Origin of the sequence: Defluviimonas sp. SAOS-178_SWC (assembly GCF_039830135.1) — a bacterium.
GTDB lineage: Bacteria > Pseudomonadota > Alphaproteobacteria > Rhodobacterales > Rhodobacteraceae > Albidovulum.
In genome coordinates this window covers 3,944,645-3,961,569 of record NZ_CP156081.1, presented here as the reverse complement: position 1 = coordinate 3,961,569, position 16,925 = coordinate 3,944,645, and the positions used below count along the sequence as shown (strand labels likewise).

Genomic DNA, 16,925 nt, shown 5'->3' with positions numbered 1-16,925 from the left:
GGTCCCGCCGCCAACGCATTTCCATTGCCGGAAAAACGCGCTAAAGGCTGGCTCATGACCTCCCTGCCGCGCATAACCGACAGCCATTGCCACCTCGACTTCCCGGATTTCGCGGAGGAGTTGGACGACGTTATCGTCCGTGCCAGTGCGGCCGGTGTGCGCCGGATGGTGACGATCTGCACGCGGCTGAGGAACGAACCCGCCGTCCGCGCCATTGCCGAGGCGCATGCGGGCGTGTTTTACGCCGCCGGCACCCACCCGATGAGTGCCGCCGAGGAGCCGATGGCGACCGTGGACGGCCTTGTCGCGCTGGCAAAGCATCCCAAGTTCGTGGGCATCGGCGAGACGGGTCTGGACTACCACTACACGGCGGACAGTGCCGAGGTGCAGCAACGCTCGCTCCGCATCCATATCGCGGCGGCGCGCGAGACCGGGTTGCCGCTGATCATCCACGCCCGCGCTGCGGACGAGGATATGGCGCGTATCCTGGCCGAGGAACACAGGGCCGGCGCCTATTCCTGCGTCATGCATTGCTATTCCTCGGGGCCGGACCTTGCCCGCGCGGCGCTCGACCTGGGTTTCTACCTTTCGATGTCCGGCATCGCGGCCTTCCCGAAAAGCCAGGAACTGCGGGATATCTTCGCCGCCGCCCCCCTCGACCGAATCCTCGTGGAAACCGACGCGCCGTACCTCGCGCCGCCGCCGCATCGCGGCCGCCGCAATGAACCGGCCTACACGATGCATACCGCGAAGGTCGGGGCCGAGGTCTTCGGACTTTCATACGAGGACTTTGCGCGGCGCACCGAAGCGAATTTCGACCGGCTATTCACCAAGGCGGCTTCGGCCGCGAAGGCGGCGTGACATGGCGTTGATGCGGTTCACCATCCTCGGCTGCGGCTCTTCGGGCGGGGTGCCGCGAATTGGCGGGATCTGGGGCGCGTGCGATCCGGAGAACCCCCGGAACCGCCGCACCCGTTGCTCACTCCTGGTCGAACGGATCGACGCCGGCGGCACGACCCGCGTCCTGATCGACACGTCGCCCGACATGCGGGAACAGCTCCTCCGTCAGGAAGTGTCGTCGCTCGACGCGGTGCTATACACGCATTCCCATTCCGACCACGTGAACGGCCTCGACGACCTTCGCCAGATCGTCTTCCTGACCCGCAAGCGGGTGCAGGTCTGGGCCGATGGCGCGGCTCAGCACGAGATCATGTCGCGCTTCGCCTATGCCTTCGTGCAACCCGAAGGCTCCTCCTATCCGCCGATCTGCGATCTGCACACGATCAGGGGGCCGGTGATCGTCGACGGTGCCGGCGGTCCGATCGAGTTCGATCCGTTCGAGGTCGATCACGGGGATATCGACGCGCTCGGATTCCGCATCGGCAAGGTGGTCTACCTGCCTGACGTCCTGAAGATCGAGGAGCCGGTCTGGGACAGTCACCTGAACGGGCTCGACTGCTGGATCGTCGACGCGCTCCGCCGGACGCCGCATCCGACCCATGCGCATCTTGCCCTCGCGCTCGAATGGCTGGCGCGGGCCAAGCCGAAGCGTGGGGTTCTGACCAACATGCATATCGACATCGACTATGCGACGGTGGAGGCCGAAACCCCCGACCACATCAGCGCCGCCTATGACGGGATGGTGCTGGAATTCGAGGTCTGAGCGGTTGAACCTGCCGATCGAGTCCCTTCTCGACGTCACGCTTCCGGTTTTTCTGGTCATCGCTTTCGGTTACGCCGCTGTCCGGCTGAACCTCTTTTCCGATGCGGGCGTAGACGGGCTGATGAAGTTCACGCAGAACTTCGCCATACCGTGCCTGCTGTTCCGGGCGATCTCCGATCTCGATCTCGGCCAGACGTTTCAGTGGCCGCTGCTTCTGTCCTTCTACACCGGCGCGACCGCGGGTTTCCTTGCCGGGCTATTGGGGGCACGGTTCATTTTCCGGCGCCCGTGGCCAGATGCGGTCGCGATCGGTTTCTGCTGCCTGTTCTCGAATTCCCTTCTGCTCGGCCTGCCGATCACGGAACGGGCCTATGGGGCAGGGGCGCTTGCCCCGAACTACGCGATCATCGCGGTGCATTCGCCATACTGCTATGCGCTTGGCATCACGGTGATGGAGGTGGTGCGGCATTCCGGCCGGGGTCTTCTGAGCACGGGCCGAGCGGTATTCACGGCGATGTTTCGAAACGCGCTGGTGATCGGCATCGCGCTTGGCTTTGCCGTGAACCTGAGCGGAACCACTCCGCCGCAGGTCTTCACCGAGGCGGTCGATCTGATGGTTCGTGCGGCACTACCAGCGGCGCTTTTCGGTCTTGGCGGGGTTCTGGTGCGCTACCGTCCCGAAGGCGACATGGTCACCGTGCTGTATGTCTGCGCGGTGGGGCTGATCCTGCATCCGGTGATCACGTGGGGAATGGGCCAGACGCTCGGGCTCGGCCAGGGGCCGCTCCGGTCGGCGGTGTTGACGGCGGCCATGGCGCCGGGCGTCAATTCCTACATCTTCGCCAACATGTACGGTGTCGCAAAACGGGTCGCGGCGACGGCGGTTCTGATGGCCACCGCCCTGTCGGTCCTGACCGTCTCGGTCTGGCTCAATCTTCTGGGGTGAGACAGTCGGGATCAGATCCCATTAGGTGGGCGTGAACCCGCCTTGCTCACGCTCAACTCGGGCTCATGCCGCGCAGCCGTTCAGATCTCCGGCGCAGAAGCTCGACAGCGGTCAGAAGCCCAATGGAGAACGCGACGAGAATCGCGGCCACGGCGAGAATCGTCGGCGAAATCTGTTCTCTGAGGCCGATGAACATCTGCCAGGGCAGCGTCTTCTGACCCGCCGAGCCGACGAAGAGAACGACGACGACCTCGTCGAACGAGGTGATGAAGGCGAAGAGCGCGCCGGAGATCACGCCGGGAAGGATCAGCGGCATCTGTACCTTAAAGAAGGTCCGGATCGGTCCGGCCCCCATATTCGCTGCCGCCCGCGTCAGCGACCGGTCGAACCCGACGAGCGTCGCGGTCACGGTGATGATCACGAAGGGAATACCGAGCGCGGCATGGGCGAGGACGACGCCCCAATACGTTCCCTGCAACCCGATCCGGGAATAGAAGAAGTACATCCCGGCGGCAGAGATGATCAGTGGCACGATCATGGGCGAGATCAGGATTGCCATGATCGCCCGGCGGAACGGGACGTGGCTCTGGCTGAGGCCGATCGCGGCGAGGGTGCCGAAGCTGACCGACAGAAGCGTCGCGACCGGCGCGATGCGGACGGAGTTCAGGAGCGCGCCCTGCCAGTCGGAGTTGGTGAAGAAGTCGCGGTAGTGCTTCAGGGAATAGCCTTCGGGGTCGAGCGCCAGCATTTCGGGCGTGAACGTGAAGAAATCCTGGGCGTTGAACGACAGCGGCAGCACCACGACGATCGGCGCGATGAGAAAGAAGAAGATCAGCCCGCAGATGAACTTGAACGAGTTGTGCCAGAGCACATCGCCCGCCGTCGCATAGGTTGGAACCGAGGCACGATAGTCGCCGGAGGAAAGCCAGTAGGCGAACCAGCTGAGGATCAACCCGATCAGCACCCCGGCAATGAGCCCGGAGAAACCGGCGAACGCCATCCCCGCGATCCCCGCAAGGATCGCGGCGCCAAGGCGTCCGATCCGGCGATCGGGTATGAATTGCGCCAGCACGTAACCCAGCGCCACGGCAATGACGACTCCGCCGATGACGCCAGTTACCTGGGTTCCGTGCGCGGTGCCGACGATGTAGCCGGTGAATGCGCCCGCAGCCGCCATGATCGGCAGGGTGAAGCCGGTGAGGCTCGGGGTCGGAATCTCGGCGTGTGCGATGCTCATATTCCTTACCCCAGCTTCACGTTATCGATGCCGACGACCTTGTCGTAGACGTAGTAGAGCAGCAGCACGACGCCGAGCAGGATCGCACCGAGCGCGGCCGCCAGTCCCCAGTTCAGCGAGGACGAGATGTGGTAGGCGATCCGGTTCGAGATGAAGACGCCGTTCGTACCGCCGACGAGTTCCGGCGTGATGTAGTAGCCGATGGCGAGAATGAAGCACAGGATCGAGCCCGCGCCGATGCCCGGCACCGATTGCGGGAAGTAGACCCGCCAGAACGCCGTCCAGTTCGTGGCGCCGAGCGACTTGGCGGCCCGCAGGTACGAAGGCGGAATCGTCTTCATCACGGAGTAGAGCGGCAGGATCATGAACGGCAGCAGGATGTGCGTCATCGCTATGATCGTGCCGAACTGGTTGTTGATCATGACGAGCCGGCCCGCATCGTTGACGAGCCCGAGCCAGACGAGGATGTCGTTGATGACGCCCTGCTGTTGCAGAAGCACCTTCCAGGCCGAGGTCCGCACGAGAAGCGAGGTCCAGAATGGCAGGAGGACGAGGATCATCAGCAAGTTCGCCGTGGACGAGCGCAGGTTGGCCAGCAGCCAGGCGACGGGGTAGCCGAGCAGAAGGCAGGAGAAGGTGATCATCAAGGACATCCAGAGCGTACGGACGAACAGCTTCACATAGATCTTCTGCTGTTCGGGCCGGGCCTGGATGCCGTCGGGCCCCTGTTCGAGGTCGACCGCGTTCAGGAAATAGCCGGGCGTGTAGGGTGGGCTGTAGGCCTTGATCGTCTCCCACTTGTCGACGTCGCCCCAGTCCTTGTCGATGTCGAGGAACGCCTCCTTGAAGGAGTAGGGGGCGGAGCTGTCCACGGCGGTCGCCGCCGCCTGAAGCCGCGCTATGTCGCCGCCGGCGATCTGCGACAGCATGTCGGGCGTGGCCACGGCAAGGTCCTGGGCCAGCGCCGAGAAGAGGACCGGCCAGGGTTTGGTGTCGGACGGGCTCTTGCGGCCGTCAATCCGCACGTCGCGGGCGAATGTACGATAGACGGCGGCGGTCGTCGGCAGCGCGGCGGCGACGCCGTCGCGCAGATCGAACGCGGGCTGCGGCGCTTTCTTGTCCTTGGCCTTGATCCAGGCAGCGTCGTCGGCGAGCCAGCTGTCCGACCCCATGAGCGCGGCCCATGTTTCGGGCTCTTTCCAGGTTTTGTCGAGATCGACGAACTGGTCCATGAAGGTCTTGCCGATATCCTCGGCGCCGCGGCCGGTCTTGCGGAACAAGGACGAGATGCCGGGGTTTTCGTAGTTCAGGCGCGAGCCGAGCTTGGTGTGGTTCTTCTCTTCGGCGGCGATCTGGAAGTCGGTGGAGAGGGCGGCGAAGACCTGCTCTCCGGGGGCCTCTCCTGAATCTGCGTTCCAGTCCTTCAGCGCCACCACCGTGCGCGGCAGCGTGTCGGAGACGATCTGGTTCTCGACCGATCGGAAGAGCATGTCTGCGATCGGCGCGATGAAGGTGACGAGCACGAAGATGAGAAGCGGCGCGATCAGCATCAGCGCGCGCAGTTTCTGGCGCCGGAGCGCCCGGGCGAGGCTTTTCTTCAGCGGCGTGCCATCGGCAGCCCGCATCGGACCGACTTGGGTTGTGTCGCTCATGTCTCCCCCGTGAGAGATTTCAGATGATCAAAGTCACAAACGAATGGGGTGGAAGGGGCCCTGACGGCCCCCTCCGAAACGCGCGATTATTGCGCGAGCCAGGCCTGGAACTTGGCGTCCAGATCGTCGCGGTTGTCCGCCCACCAGCCGTAGTCATAGACGTGCGGGTTGGTCGCGTTCGCCGGGTCGGTCGGCATGTGCGGCGCCATGTCGATGCCGAGTTCCGCATGCTTGCCGACGAGCGGTGCGGAGGAGGCGCGGGCCGGGCCGTACGAGATGTACTTGGCCTGATCGGCAAGGCGCTGCGTGTCAGTCGCGAACTTCAGGAAGTCCATGACTGCCGCTTCCTTTTCTTCGGACAGGCCGGCCGGGACGATCCAGCCGTCAAGATCGTAGGACTGCATATCCCAGAGCATCGCGATCGGCTGGTGCTGCTCGGCGATGGCCGAGAAGAGGCGGCCGTTGAAGGTCGACCCCATAACGACTTCGCCGTCGGCCAGAAGCTGCGGCGTCTCGGCGCCCGCACTCCACCACACGACCTGATCCTTGATCGTGCCGAGCTTGTCAAAGGCGCGCTTTTGGCCTTCATCGGTGCTCAGGACTTCATAGATATCCTCCTTGGCGACGCCGTCGCAGTAGAGAGCCCATTCGACGTTGTCGATCGGGCGCTTCTGAAGCGAGCGCTTGCCGGGATACTTCTCGAGGTCGAAGATGTCGCAGACGGTGGTCGGCGGCGTGTCGCCGACGAGGTCGGTGCGGTAGCCGAACGTGGTCGAGTAGACGATCTGCGGGATGAAGCAGTCGTTCACGAGAGTGTCGCCGAAGTCCTCGGAGGCAGGCGTGCCGTCCGGTGCCGGGGCGAGCGCTTCGTCAAAGTCGATCTCTTTCGCGAGACCTTCGTCGCAGAGACGGATCGAGTCCGACACGGTCACGTCGACGAGATCCCAGGTGATGTTGCCCGCTTCGTTCATCGCGCGGAGCTTGGCGACAGCCTCGGCCGAGCTTTCGTCCCAGATGATGTTCACGTCCGGATGCTCGGCCATGTAGGGTTCGGCATAGGCCTTGAGCTGCGAGTTCTGGTATGCGCCGCCCCACGACACCAGCGTCAGGTCGACGGCCGAAGCGGCCCCCGCCGACAACACCAGCGCGGTTGTCGCAAGAAGAGTTTGGTTCAGTTTCATTGGTTACTCCCTAACAGTCCCGTCTTGATTGTGTTGACCCACGCCCCGGGACAGGCGCCTGGGCCAAATTCATGGATTGCGTTCAGGCGTCGAGCGCGCGGCAATCCTGCGGCAGCCAGCCGATCTCGATCTGCTGGCCGGGGGTGAGCCGGACCTGGTCGGGCGCGTTGCGGGTCTTGACGACGAAGTCGTCGTTGCCCGCGACCCGCAGCCGGGTCCGGAAGATGTCACCCATATAGATGAATTCGAGCACTTCGGCCTTCAGCGTGTGAGCGCCGGCCTGAAGCCGCGACTTGTTGAACTCGACCCGCTCGGGCCGGATCGACACGCGCGTGCGCTCGCCCGGTTTCGACACGTTGACCGGCTTGCAGTCGATCAGTTCGCCACCATCGAGTTCGACAACCGCAACGTCACCCTTGATCTCCTTCACCAAGCCGAGAAGCGTGTTGTTCTCGCCGATGAACTGGGCGACGAAGCTGTTTTCGGGCTCTTCGTAAAGGACTGCGGGCGGGGCGAGCTGCTGGATCCGGCCATCGTCGAAGACGGCGATATTGTCCGACATCGTCAGCGCCTCGGTCTGGTCGTGGGTGACGTAGACCGTGGTGATGCCGAGGTCATGGGCCAGCCGGGTGATCTCGAACTGCATATGTTCGCGCAACTGCTTGTCGAGGGCGCCAAGCGGCTCGTCCATCAGCACCAGCTCCGGCTCGAACACGAGGGCGCGGGCAAGCGCGATCCGCTGCTGCTGGCCGCCCGAAAGCTGGGCCGGTCGGCGTCCGCCAAAGGCGCCCATCTGCACCATGTCGAGCGCGCGCTTGACCTTTGCGTCGCGTTCGGACTTGCCGATCTTGCGCACTTCCAGCGGGAAGGCGAGGTTCTCGGCCACCGTCATGTGCGGGAAAAGCGCGTAGTTCTGGAACACCATGCCGATGCCGCGCTTGTGCGGCGGGATGTTGTTGATCGGACGCCCGGCAAGCCGGATGTCGCCATGCGTCGCGGTCTCAAATCCCGCGAGCATCATGAGGCAGGTCGTCTTGCCCGAGCCCGACGGTCCGAGCATCGTCAAGAATTCGCCTTTGGCTATGGAGAGGTTGAGGTCTTTGACGACCAGATTTTCTCCATCATAGCTCTTCTGAACATGATCAAACTCTACGAACGCGGCGTCGCCGCCGGTTTTTGAATCTGTCAAATTTGGGCTCCCCGTCGGATTTTATGAGTCTTCTTTACCCGTAGTAAAACTAACACGGAACCGGCCCACGATTGCAAGATGTTGTTTCGGAACCGTATCGGGATGGGAAATTCTGTCGGGACGAAGTTGAGGTTTGGCCTCCTCGCGACGCAATTCTGCGCTGAAGCGACAATTTGTTCCGCAGGCGCATGATGGCGGCGAATTTTGCGCTCACCCACCGGTCATGTAAGGCATCAGCACGACTTCGGCGTCGGGCCGGATCTCGGTGAACCAGGCCTCGCGATAGATCACGCCGTCCAGCGACAGCGAGACGCCGCGGCGAATCTGGGGCTCAAGCCCCGGATAGCGCGCGGCGAGCCTGTCGAGGAGCTCCTTGAAATTCCGCGCCTCGACCTCGACCTCGGTCTGACCGTCCGCCGCCTGCCGGAGCGAACCCCAGAGCAGGACCCTGACCATCTCAGCCCGCCGCGCCGAGCGCCTTCAGAACGCGCGGCGGCGACATCGGCAGTTCGGAAAGCCGGATACCGGCCGACCGCGAGACGGCGTTGGAGAGGGCCGCCAGAGGCGGCACGATCCCAGTCTCGCCCACTCCGCGCACGCCGTAGGGATGGCCGGGGTTCGGAATTTCGAGGATCACCGTGTCGATCATCGGCAAGTCCGAGGCGACCGGCACGCGGTAGTCGAGAAAGCCGGGGTTCTGCAACCGTCCGTCGGCCCCGTAGATGTACTCCTCGTTCAGCGCCCAGCCGATGCCCTGCACGGCGCCGCCCTGCATCTGGCCCTCGACATAGGATGGATGCACCGCCTTGCCCGCATCCTGGAAGACCGTGTAGCGCAGGACTTTCGTCGCGCCCGTTTCCTTGTCGACCTCGACATCGACGATATGGACGCCGAAACTGACGCCCGCGCCGTCCACGTTGACCTCGTGATGGCCGGCGATCGGCCCGCCGGTCTCGAAGGACACGGCAGCGATCTCGGCGAGGCTCATCGGCGGAAACTTCCCGGCGTTGGGACCGGCCGGCACTGCCGCGCCGTCCTTCCAGTCGACGGCGTCCTCGTCGATCCCCCAGATCTTCGCCGCGCGGCCCCGCATCACGCGGATCGCCTCGCGCGCGGCCTTGATCGTGGCGAGGCCAACGGCGAAGGTCACGCGGCTGCCGTCGGTGACGTCGTTGTAACCGAGCGAGGACGTGTCGGCGACGATGGTGCGCACCCGGTCGTAGTCGATGCCCAGTTCCTCGGCCGCCATCAGGCTGATCGAGGCGCGGGAACCGCCAATGTCGGGGTTGCCCTCGGTCACACCAATCGTGCCGTCAGTGTTGACGTTGAGGCTGACGCAGCTGTTGCCGCCGAAGTTGAACCAGAACCCGCAGGAAATGCCGCGGCCCTGACCTTCGGACAGGGGCGCCGCGTAATGCGGATGCGCCTTCGCGGCCTCGAGCGTGGCGGTCAGACCGATATCCGGAAAGGTCGGCCCGTAGGACGACTTGGTTCCCTTCTTCGCCGCGTTCTTCAGCCGGACGTCGAGCGGGTCGAGCCCGAAATGCTGGCAAAGCTCGTCCACCACGCTTTCGACCGCGTAGATCGACTGCGGCGCGCCCGGTGCCCGGTATGCCGCTTCCTTCGGACGGTTGGTAAGCACGTTCCAGCCGTAGGTGCGAACGTTATCAAGGTCATAGGCGGCGAAGGCGGCTTGCGCTCCCATGTCGACTGTGCCGCAAGGGAAGGCACCGCCCGAGTAGCGCAGATGCGCCTCGGCGGCGGTAATGCTGCCGTCCCTGGTCATGCCGATCTTGATATCCATCGAAGTATGGACGGTCGGGCCGGTGGCGCGGAAAACCTCGTCGCGGGTCATGACGATCTTGACCGGCCGGCCGGCCTTGCGGGAAAGCGCCAGTGCGACGGGTTCGATGAAGACGGTCGTCTTGCCGCCGAATCCGCCGCCGATTTCCGAGGCGGTGACGCGCAGCTGGCTCGCCTCCATCCCCATGATCGCGGCACACAAGGTGCGAACGAAGAACTGCCCCTGCGTACAGCACCAAAGCTCGGCCTTGCCGTCCGAGGTGACGGAGGCGAGCGCGGCATGGGGTTCGATATAACCCTGATGGGTGGCTGCGGTACGGAAGTGACGTTCGATGACCTTGTCGGCCTTGGCGAATCCGGCGGCGGGATCTCCGTGGCCGAATTCGCAATGGCTCGTCACGTTCTCCGACATGCCGGCCGGGACGTTTTCCAAGGTGCGCCCCTGTTGCACGACCGGTGCGCCCGGTTTGACCGCCACGTCCACGTCGGTGACATGGGGCAGGATCTCGTAATCCACCTTGATCAGCTTCAGCGCCGCCTTGGCCGTGGCGGCATCCACCGCGGCGACGGCGGCTACGCCATGGCCGTCATAGAGCGCCTTGTCGCGGGCCATGCAGTTGTCCTGCACGTCGCGGATGAAGTCGTCGTCCTGCGCGGGAAGGTCGGCACCGGTCAGGATCGCCTTCACGCCCTTCAGCGCCTCGGCGGCCGAGGTGTCGATACCCTTGATCCGGGCATGCGGGTACGGAGAACGCAGGATGCGGCCGATCAGCATCCCGGGCGCGGTTGCGTCCGCGCCGTACATCGCCCGGCCCGTGACCTTGTCCACCCCGTCAGGGCGACGCACCCTGGTTCCAACCTGCTTGAACTCGCGCTTGCGGTATTCGTCCAGTGACATCTCAGGCCCCCCTCATCTCGGCCGCGGCCGACTGAACGGCACGGATGATCTTGTCGTAACCCGTGCATCTGCACAGGTTGCCGGCGAGCCAATAGCGCACCTCCTCGTCCGTCGGATCGGGGTTCTTCTCCAGCAGCGATTTCGCGGCGACGAGGATTCCCGGAGTGCAGATGCCGCACTGAAGGGCGGCATGGTCGATGAAATGGCGCTGGAGGGGATGAAGCACGTCGCCGTCGGCCATGCCCTCGATCGTGCTGATCTCGGCGCCCTCGGCCTCGGCTCCGAGGACAAGGCAGGAACAGACGAGCCGTCCGTTCAGTGCAACCGAACAGGCGCCGCAATCTCCGGTGCCGCAGCCTTCCTTGGCGCCGGTCAGCGCCAGGCGATTGCGCAGAACGTCGAGCAGCGTCTCGTCCGGCGCGCACAGGAATTCATAGGGATCGCCGTTGATCGTGGTTGAGACGGGGATGGACTTCATTTCGAACCTCCGGCGCGGGCATAGGCGATGACGGCGGCGCGCTTGGCGAGCGTGCCGGCGGTCTTGGTGCGGTATTCGACCGTGCCGCGCTTGTCGTCGATGGGGTTGCAGACGGCCTCGCACGCCTTGGCCATTTTCGCGAGTGTGGCGTCTTCGAGCATCGTTCCGACGAGTAGCTGCGCCGCCGCGTCGGCCACGACGACGGTCGGGGCAACCGCGCCAAGCGCGATGCGGGCAGATTTGACCGTGCCGTCATCGTCCAGTTCCAGCGACACGGCAGCGGAGGCGACGGCGATGTCCATCTCGGTCCGCGGGATGAAGCGCAGATAGGCGTCAGAGGCGCGTTCGGGCCGGGCGGGCAGGAAGATCGAGGTGATGATCTCTCCCTTCCTCAACGTGGTCTTGCCGGGGCCGGCCGGAATGTCCGCCACGGCGCAATCGCGTTCCCCGTCGGGGCCGGCGATCCGGGCGACCGCATTCGCGGCGACGAGGCCAGGCACCGCGTCGCCGGCGGGCGAGCCGTTGCAGAGGTTGCCGGCCATCGTGCAGCGGCCCTGCACCTGCGTCGAACCGATGAGGTTCGCGCCTTCGACCACGCCGGGCCAAAGCGCCACGACACCTGCGTGTTCCCCGAGCACCGCATTGGGGACGGCCGCGCCGATGCGGAAGCCGCCCGCTTCGGCGGTGATGTCACCGAGTCCGGGGATCTTCTTGATATCGACGATCAGGTCGGGTTCGACCACGCCGGATTTCAACTGGACGAGCACGTCGGTGCCCCCGGCAAGAATCCGGGACGATCCGGGTTCGGCCGCGAGCAGCCCCGCAGCCTCCTTCGCGGTTTTCGCAGCTACGTATCGCATCTTTTGCCTAAGCCTCCGGGCCGCCTTCGCAGTATGTTCCGTCGCCGCCGCGCGCCGGGCGCAGATCGGTTCCGAGCCAACACAATACCGATCATTGCGGAAAGGGAAAGGCCGGGGCGGCCCTCAGATGTCCTTCACCAGCCGGAGGGCGTCATAGATTGCCGCATGGGTGTTCCGCGCGGCCACGGCGTCGCCGATGCGGAACAGCTGGAACCCCTCAGCCGGGCCGCCACTGACCTTCTGCGGACTGCCGGCGATCAGTGCCTCGTAGTCGACCTCGCCGAGGTTCGACGACAGGGACTTCAGCTCGAAATACAGCTCGTCGAGCGGCAGCGTACCGTGGTTTATCACGATCTGGTCGTAGTGCCGCTCCTTGGCGAGCGGCATGTAGTCCGAACCGATCACCGCCTTCAGCAGGTTGCCGTCCTTCGCGACCGAGGTAAGGCGATAGGTCACGGTGAAGGTGACGTCCTTGTCCTGCATCGTCCGCATGTAAGGCACGAGGTTCATCGCCATCACATCGGGTGCGAAGCTGCGGTCGGGCGTCATGATCTCGACCTTCGCGCCGGTTTTGGCGGCGACTTCGGCGGCCTGAAGACCGGCATGGTCGCCCGCGTCGTCGTAGACGAGCACATTGGAACCCGGCTTCACATCGCCCGAGATCAGATCCCAGCTTGAGACGACGAGGTCGTTGCCCGTTTCCAGCACTTCTGTATGGGGCAGGCCGCCCGTGGCGACGATCACGACATCGGGATTGAGCGCTGTCACGTCGTCCGCCTCGGCCCAGGTGTCAAAGCGGAATTCAACGTTGCGGGCGGCGCATTGGGCCATGCGCCAGTCGATGATGCCGATCATCTCCTTTCGGCGCGGGCTTTGCGCGGTCAGGCGGACCTGCCCGCCGGGTTGCGACGCAGCCTCGAACACCGTCACGGCGTGGCCGCGTTCGGCGGCTACTCGGGCGGCCTCTAGCCCGGCAGGTCCGGCGCCGACGATCACGACCTTCTTGCGCGTTTCGGCAGGCGCGATGTCATGCGGCATGGTCAGCTCGCGCCCGGTGGCTGCGTTGTGCATGCAAAGCGCGTCACCGGCCTGGTAGATGCGGTCAAGGCAATAGGTGGCGCCGACGCACGGGCGGATGTCGTCCTCGCGTCCTTCGATGATCTTCCGTACCACATGCGGGTCGGCCATATGCGCCCGCGTCATGCCGACCATGTCGAGCTTGCCGCTGGCGACCGCGTGGCGGGCGGTGGCGACGTCGGGGATGCGGGCGGCGTGGAAGGTCGGCATCCCGACCTCGGCCCGGATACGGCCCGCGAAATCCAGATGCGGGGCGGATTTCATGCCCTGCACCGGGATCACGTCGGTCATCGCCGGATCGGTGTGGATCTGACCGCGGATGATGTTGAGGAAATCCACATTGCCGCTGTCACGCAGCATCTTGCCGATCGCCACGCCCTCATCCTCGGTGATGCCGCCTTTCGCGGTCTCATCGGCGGTGTAGCGGACGCCGATCAGGAACTTGTCGCCGGTGCGCTCACGGATCGCGGCCGTCACCTCCATCGCGAAGCGCGCCCGGTTTTCCAGGCTGCCGCCATAGGGCGCGTCCAGCTCGTTCGTCAGGGGCGACATGAACTGGTCCATCAGATGGCCGTAGCATTCCAGTTCGACCCCATCGAGGCCAGCGGCCGCCATCCGTTCGGCCGCATCGGCGTAGTCGCGGATGATGCGGGCGATGTCCCAGTCTTCCATTTTCTTCGGGAAGGCGCGGTGGGCCGGCTCGCGCTGATGCGAGGTGGTCAGCGCGGGCAGCCAGTCGCCCTTGTTCCAATGGGTGCGGCGGCCAAGGTGGGTCAGCTGGATCATCACCGCGCAGCCATGGTCATGGCATTCGTCGGTCAGCTTCTTCATCCAGCCGACGACCTCATCCTTGTAGGCGAGGATGTTGTTGAAGACCGGCGGACTGTCCTTCGATACCGCCGCAGAGCCTGCCGTCATCGTCATGGCGATACCTGCCTTGGCGCGTTCGACGTGATAGGCGCGGTAGCGGTCCTTGGGCATGCCATTTTCCGGATAGGCGGGCTCGTGGCTCGTCGTCATGATCCGGTTCTTCAGTGTCAGGTGCTTCAGTTGATAGGGCTGAAGAAGCGGGTCGTTCGAGGCCATGATGATCTCCCTCATCGGCGGTGTCGCAGGGATATTAAGCGGTGCAAGTGTGATGTGATCGACAAAAACCGACATATGTGTCGATTTTTTGCGACCGTCGCGAAACGAGTCGGGCTAGATCAGGCCTATGGAAGACGAAGCACCCCTTGGACGCGGCTGGCGTGGAACGGAGGCCGGCTGGACGGATGCCGCCTATGAGCTGCTGATCGAGGGTGGCGTGGAGGCGGTGAAGATCCAGCCGCTGGCGAAGCGCCTGAAACTCTCGCGCACCAGTTTTTATTGGCATTTCGCCGACCGCGATGCCCTTCTGTCCGCGCTTGTCCGGCGCTGGCAGGACAAGAACACCGGCAATCTGATCCGTCAGACCGAATTGCCGGCGCCAACGATCGCGTCGGCTGTGCTGAATCTCTTCGATTGCTGGATCGCTCCCGAACTGTTCGATGCCCCGCTCGACGTCGCGATGCGCGACTGGGCGCGCACCGACATCCGGCTCGGCGCCGCGTTTGAGGCGGCAGATGCAAGCCGGATCGGGGCGATTCGGGCGATGTTCGAGCGCTACGGCTACGTGCCGGAAGAAGCCGACATCCGCGCCACTACGATCTACCTTACGCAGGTCGGCTATATCACGCTCGGCACGGACGAAACGTTCCAGGTCCGCCTCACCCGCATCCCGACCTACCTGGAAACCTTCACGGGAAAGCGCGCCACGGATGCGGAGCTCGCGGCCTTCACCGCCCGTCACCACGCCCGGATCAGCCGCTGAGATTCAGCCCCGGACGGCCTCGATCATCCGGTGCACGTTCTCGGGATCCGCATCTGGCGTTATCCCGTGCCCGAGGTTGAAGATATGCGGGCCGTTCGAGAAGGCGCTGACGATCTTCTTCGTTTCCGCGACCAGTGCGGGCCCGCCCGTCACGAGGAGCGACGGGTCGAGGTTGCCCTGCACGCAGCCGTCCTTCTGGACGTGTTCGGCGGCCCATTCGGCCGAGACCGAGTTGTCGAGCGCCACGCAATCCGCCCCGGTCGCCTTCGCGAAGCCGACATAGCGCGCGCGCGCCTCGCGCGGGAAGGCGATGACCGGCAGCCCCGGATGGCGGGCCTTGAGTTCCGCGATGATCCGTTTGGCTGGCCGAAGCGCGAAATCGTCGAAGTCCTGTCCCTTGAGCGACCCGGCCCAGCTGTCGAACAGCTTGACGACTTCGGCCCCGGCCTCGACCTGAGCCGAGAGATAGTCGATCGTCGCCTCCGTCAGACGGTCGATGAGGCCGGAGAAGGTTGCCCGATCTTCGGCCTTTAGGCGGTGTGCCGGACCCTGGTCGGGTGTTCCGCGCCCGGCGATCATGTAGGTCGCCACCGTCCAGGGAGCCCCGGCGAAGCCGATCAGTGTGACCTCGCGCGGCAGGGCGCGGGAAAGGATGCGCACGGTCTCGTAAACCGGACCCAGCGTGTCGTGAATCGCGTCCTTGGGTTTCAGTGCAGCCAGACCGTCCGCAGTCGTGATCGTGGACAATCGCGGCCCTTCGCCGGTTTCGAACCAGAGATCGCAACCAAGTGCCTGAGGCAGCAACAAAATATCTGCGAAGAGGATCGCCGCGTCGAAGCCGTAGCGGCGGATGGGTTGCAGCGTGACCTCGGCCGCAAGCTCGGAATTGTAGCAAAGCGACAGGAAATCCCCCGCTTTTGCCCTTGTTTCACGGTATTCCGGCAGGTAGCGGCCCGCCTGGCGCATCATCCAGATCGGTGGAACGGCTTGGGTTTCGCCGGCTAGGGCGCGCAGGATCGTCTTGGTCATCGTGCTCTCCTTCGCCCCTTTCATCCCGGCCTGCGACCCGATGTCAAGCGCGGGCCATGCCTCGGGCCATTGCGCGGGCATTCTGTCGCGGCTATGCCGGTGCCATGAACATGCCCAACGCACAAAATCCGCTGAAGATCGGCACCAGGGGCTCGCCTCTGGCGCTCGCCCAGGCGTTCGAGACACGCCAGAGGCTGATGTCGGCGCATCACCTGCCCGAAGACGCCTGTGAGATCGTCATCATCAAGACCACCGGCGACGACAAGACCCTGATCGCGGCGGACCGGCCGCTGAAGGAGATCGGCAACAAGGGGCTCTTCACCAAGGAAATCGAGGAGGCGATGCTGGCGGGCGCCATCGACATCGCCGTGCATTCGACAAAGGACATGCCGGTCGACCAGCCGCGCGGGCTGGTGCTCGACTGCTATCTGCCGCGCGAGGATGTGCGCGACGCCTTCATGTCGACCTCGTTCGCGCGGCTGGCCGATCTGCCGGAGGGCGCGGTTGTCGGTTCGTCCTCGCTGCGCCGGCGGGCCCAGCTTGCGAACCGCCGGCCGGACCTCAAGCTGGTGGAGTTTCGCGGCAACGTGCAGACGCGGCTGAAGAAGCTGAACGACGGCGTGGCGGATGCGACCTTCCTTGCGATGGCCGGGCTCAACCGGCTTGGAATGGCGGCATTGGCGAAAAGCGCGGTCGAGGTCGACGAGATGCTGCCCGCCGTCGCGCAGGGCGCCATCGGGATCGAGCGGCGCGCCGACGACACGTTGGCCGGCGCCCTGCTGGCGGCGATCCACGATGCCCCGACCGGTGAGCGGCTGGCGGCGGAAAGGGCCTATCTCAGAACGCTCGACGGGTCGTGCGAAACGCCGATCGCCGGACTGGCGGTGCATGAGGGCGGCGGCCTCTGGCTGCGCGGCGAGATCCTGCGCCCGGACGGGTCGGAAGTGATCCGGGGCGAGCGGCGCTTTGGTGCCTCCGATGCAGCGGAGGCTGGCGCCGACCTCGCGCGCGCGCTCCTCGCAGAGGCGCCGAAGGGGTTCTTCGACTGGCGCTGAGCAGACAA

At 64.8% G+C, this 16,925-nt stretch carries 15 protein-coding genes; 5 read left to right on the top strand and 10 right to left on the bottom strand.

All coding sequences use genetic code 11. From position 1 onward, the window contains the following. Nucleotides 1-54 precede the first annotated feature (54 nt). The 3 genes from V5734_RS20495 to V5734_RS20485 are packed head-to-tail and all read left to right on the top strand — an operon-like array spanning nucleotide 55 to nucleotide 2,609. Nucleotides 55-861: a TatD family hydrolase gene (locus V5734_RS20495; protein ID WP_347311454.1), complete on the top strand. Its 807-nt coding sequence runs from the start codon at nucleotides 55-57 to the stop codon at nucleotides 859-861. Nucleotide 862: 1 nt separating this feature from the next. Beyond that, nucleotides 863-1,663 (top strand): MBL fold metallo-hydrolase, encoded by an 801-nt coding sequence (locus tag V5734_RS20490; RefSeq protein WP_347311453.1) that lies wholly within the window; start codon nucleotides 863-865, stop codon nucleotides 1,661-1,663. Between the two features lie 16 nt (nucleotides 1,664-1,679). Beyond that, complete coding sequence (locus V5734_RS20485; protein WP_347313680.1) at nucleotides 1,680-2,609, top strand: AEC family transporter; 930 nt, start codon at nucleotides 1,680-1,682, stop codon at nucleotides 2,607-2,609. A gap of 52 nt (nucleotides 2,610-2,661) precedes the next feature. Here V5734_RS20485 and V5734_RS20480 read toward each other — a convergent pair whose 3' ends face one another. The 9 genes from V5734_RS20480 to V5734_RS20440 form a co-directional block, all read right to left on the bottom strand. Then, complete coding sequence (locus tag V5734_RS20480) at nucleotides 2,662-3,846, bottom strand: ABC transporter permease (protein ID WP_347311452.1); 1,185 nt, start codon at nucleotides 3,844-3,846, stop codon at nucleotides 2,662-2,664. 5 nt (nucleotides 3,847-3,851) lie between these two features. Beyond that, nucleotides 3,852-5,498, bottom strand: a complete 1,647-nt coding sequence (locus V5734_RS20475) for an ABC transporter permease (protein ID WP_347311451.1) — start codon at nucleotides 5,496-5,498, stop codon at nucleotides 3,852-3,854. 86 nt (nucleotides 5,499-5,584) lie between these two features. Then, nucleotides 5,585-6,679 carry an extracellular solute-binding protein gene (locus V5734_RS20470; protein ID WP_347311450.1) on the bottom strand — a complete coding sequence of 365 codons (1,095 nt, stop codon included), beginning with the start codon at nucleotides 6,677-6,679 and terminating at the stop codon, nucleotides 5,585-5,587. A gap of 82 nt (nucleotides 6,680-6,761) precedes the next feature. Beyond that, nucleotides 6,762-7,868 (bottom strand): ABC transporter ATP-binding protein, encoded by a 1,107-nt coding sequence (locus V5734_RS20465; protein WP_347311449.1) that lies wholly within the window; start codon nucleotides 7,866-7,868, stop codon nucleotides 6,762-6,764. Between the two features lie 210 nt (nucleotides 7,869-8,078). Beyond that, complete coding sequence (locus V5734_RS20460; RefSeq protein ID WP_347311448.1) at nucleotides 8,079-8,324, bottom strand: MoaD/ThiS family protein; 246 nt, start codon at nucleotides 8,322-8,324, stop codon at nucleotides 8,079-8,081. Between the two features lies 1 nt (nucleotide 8,325). Further along, entirely contained in the window at nucleotides 8,326-10,569 is a 2,244-nt protein-coding gene (locus tag V5734_RS20455; protein ID WP_347311447.1) for a xanthine dehydrogenase family protein molybdopterin-binding subunit, read from the bottom strand. A 1-nt stretch (nucleotide 10,570) separates the two neighbouring features. Continuing rightward, complete coding sequence (locus tag V5734_RS20450) at nucleotides 10,571-11,047, bottom strand: (2Fe-2S)-binding protein (RefSeq protein ID WP_347311446.1); 477 nt, start codon at nucleotides 11,045-11,047, stop codon at nucleotides 10,571-10,573. After that, a complete protein-coding gene (locus tag V5734_RS20445) occupies nucleotides 11,044-11,907 on the bottom strand; it encodes an FAD binding domain-containing protein (protein ID WP_347311445.1) in 864 nt (287 codons plus the stop codon). The genes V5734_RS20450 and V5734_RS20445 overlap by 4 nt, the downstream gene beginning before the upstream one ends. Nucleotides 11,908-12,030: 123 nt before the next feature. Next, nucleotides 12,031-14,070 (bottom strand): NADH:flavin oxidoreductase, encoded by a 2,040-nt coding sequence (locus V5734_RS20440; protein WP_347311444.1) that lies wholly within the window; start codon nucleotides 14,068-14,070, stop codon nucleotides 12,031-12,033. Nucleotides 14,071-14,197: 127 nt separating this feature from the next. On the opposite strand from V5734_RS20440, the gene V5734_RS20435 reads away from it, so the two are divergent. Beyond that, on the top strand, nucleotides 14,198-14,833 hold the full coding sequence (locus tag V5734_RS20435; protein ID WP_347311443.1) for a TetR/AcrR family transcriptional regulator: 636 nt from the start codon (nucleotides 14,198-14,200) through the stop codon (nucleotides 14,831-14,833). A gap of 3 nt (nucleotides 14,834-14,836) precedes the next feature. Here V5734_RS20435 and hemE read toward each other — a convergent pair whose 3' ends face one another. Then, nucleotides 14,837-15,862 carry a uroporphyrinogen decarboxylase gene (hemE, locus tag V5734_RS20430; RefSeq protein WP_347311442.1) on the bottom strand — a complete coding sequence of 342 codons (1,026 nt, stop codon included), beginning with the start codon at nucleotides 15,860-15,862 and terminating at the stop codon, nucleotides 14,837-14,839. A 104-nt stretch (nucleotides 15,863-15,966) separates the two neighbouring features. Here hemE and hemC point away from each other — a divergent pair, with 104 nt between their 5' ends. Next, nucleotides 15,967-16,917: a hydroxymethylbilane synthase gene (hemC, locus tag V5734_RS20425; protein ID WP_347311441.1), complete on the top strand. Its 951-nt coding sequence runs from the start codon at nucleotides 15,967-15,969 to the stop codon at nucleotides 16,915-16,917. Nucleotides 16,918-16,925 lie beyond the last annotated feature (8 nt).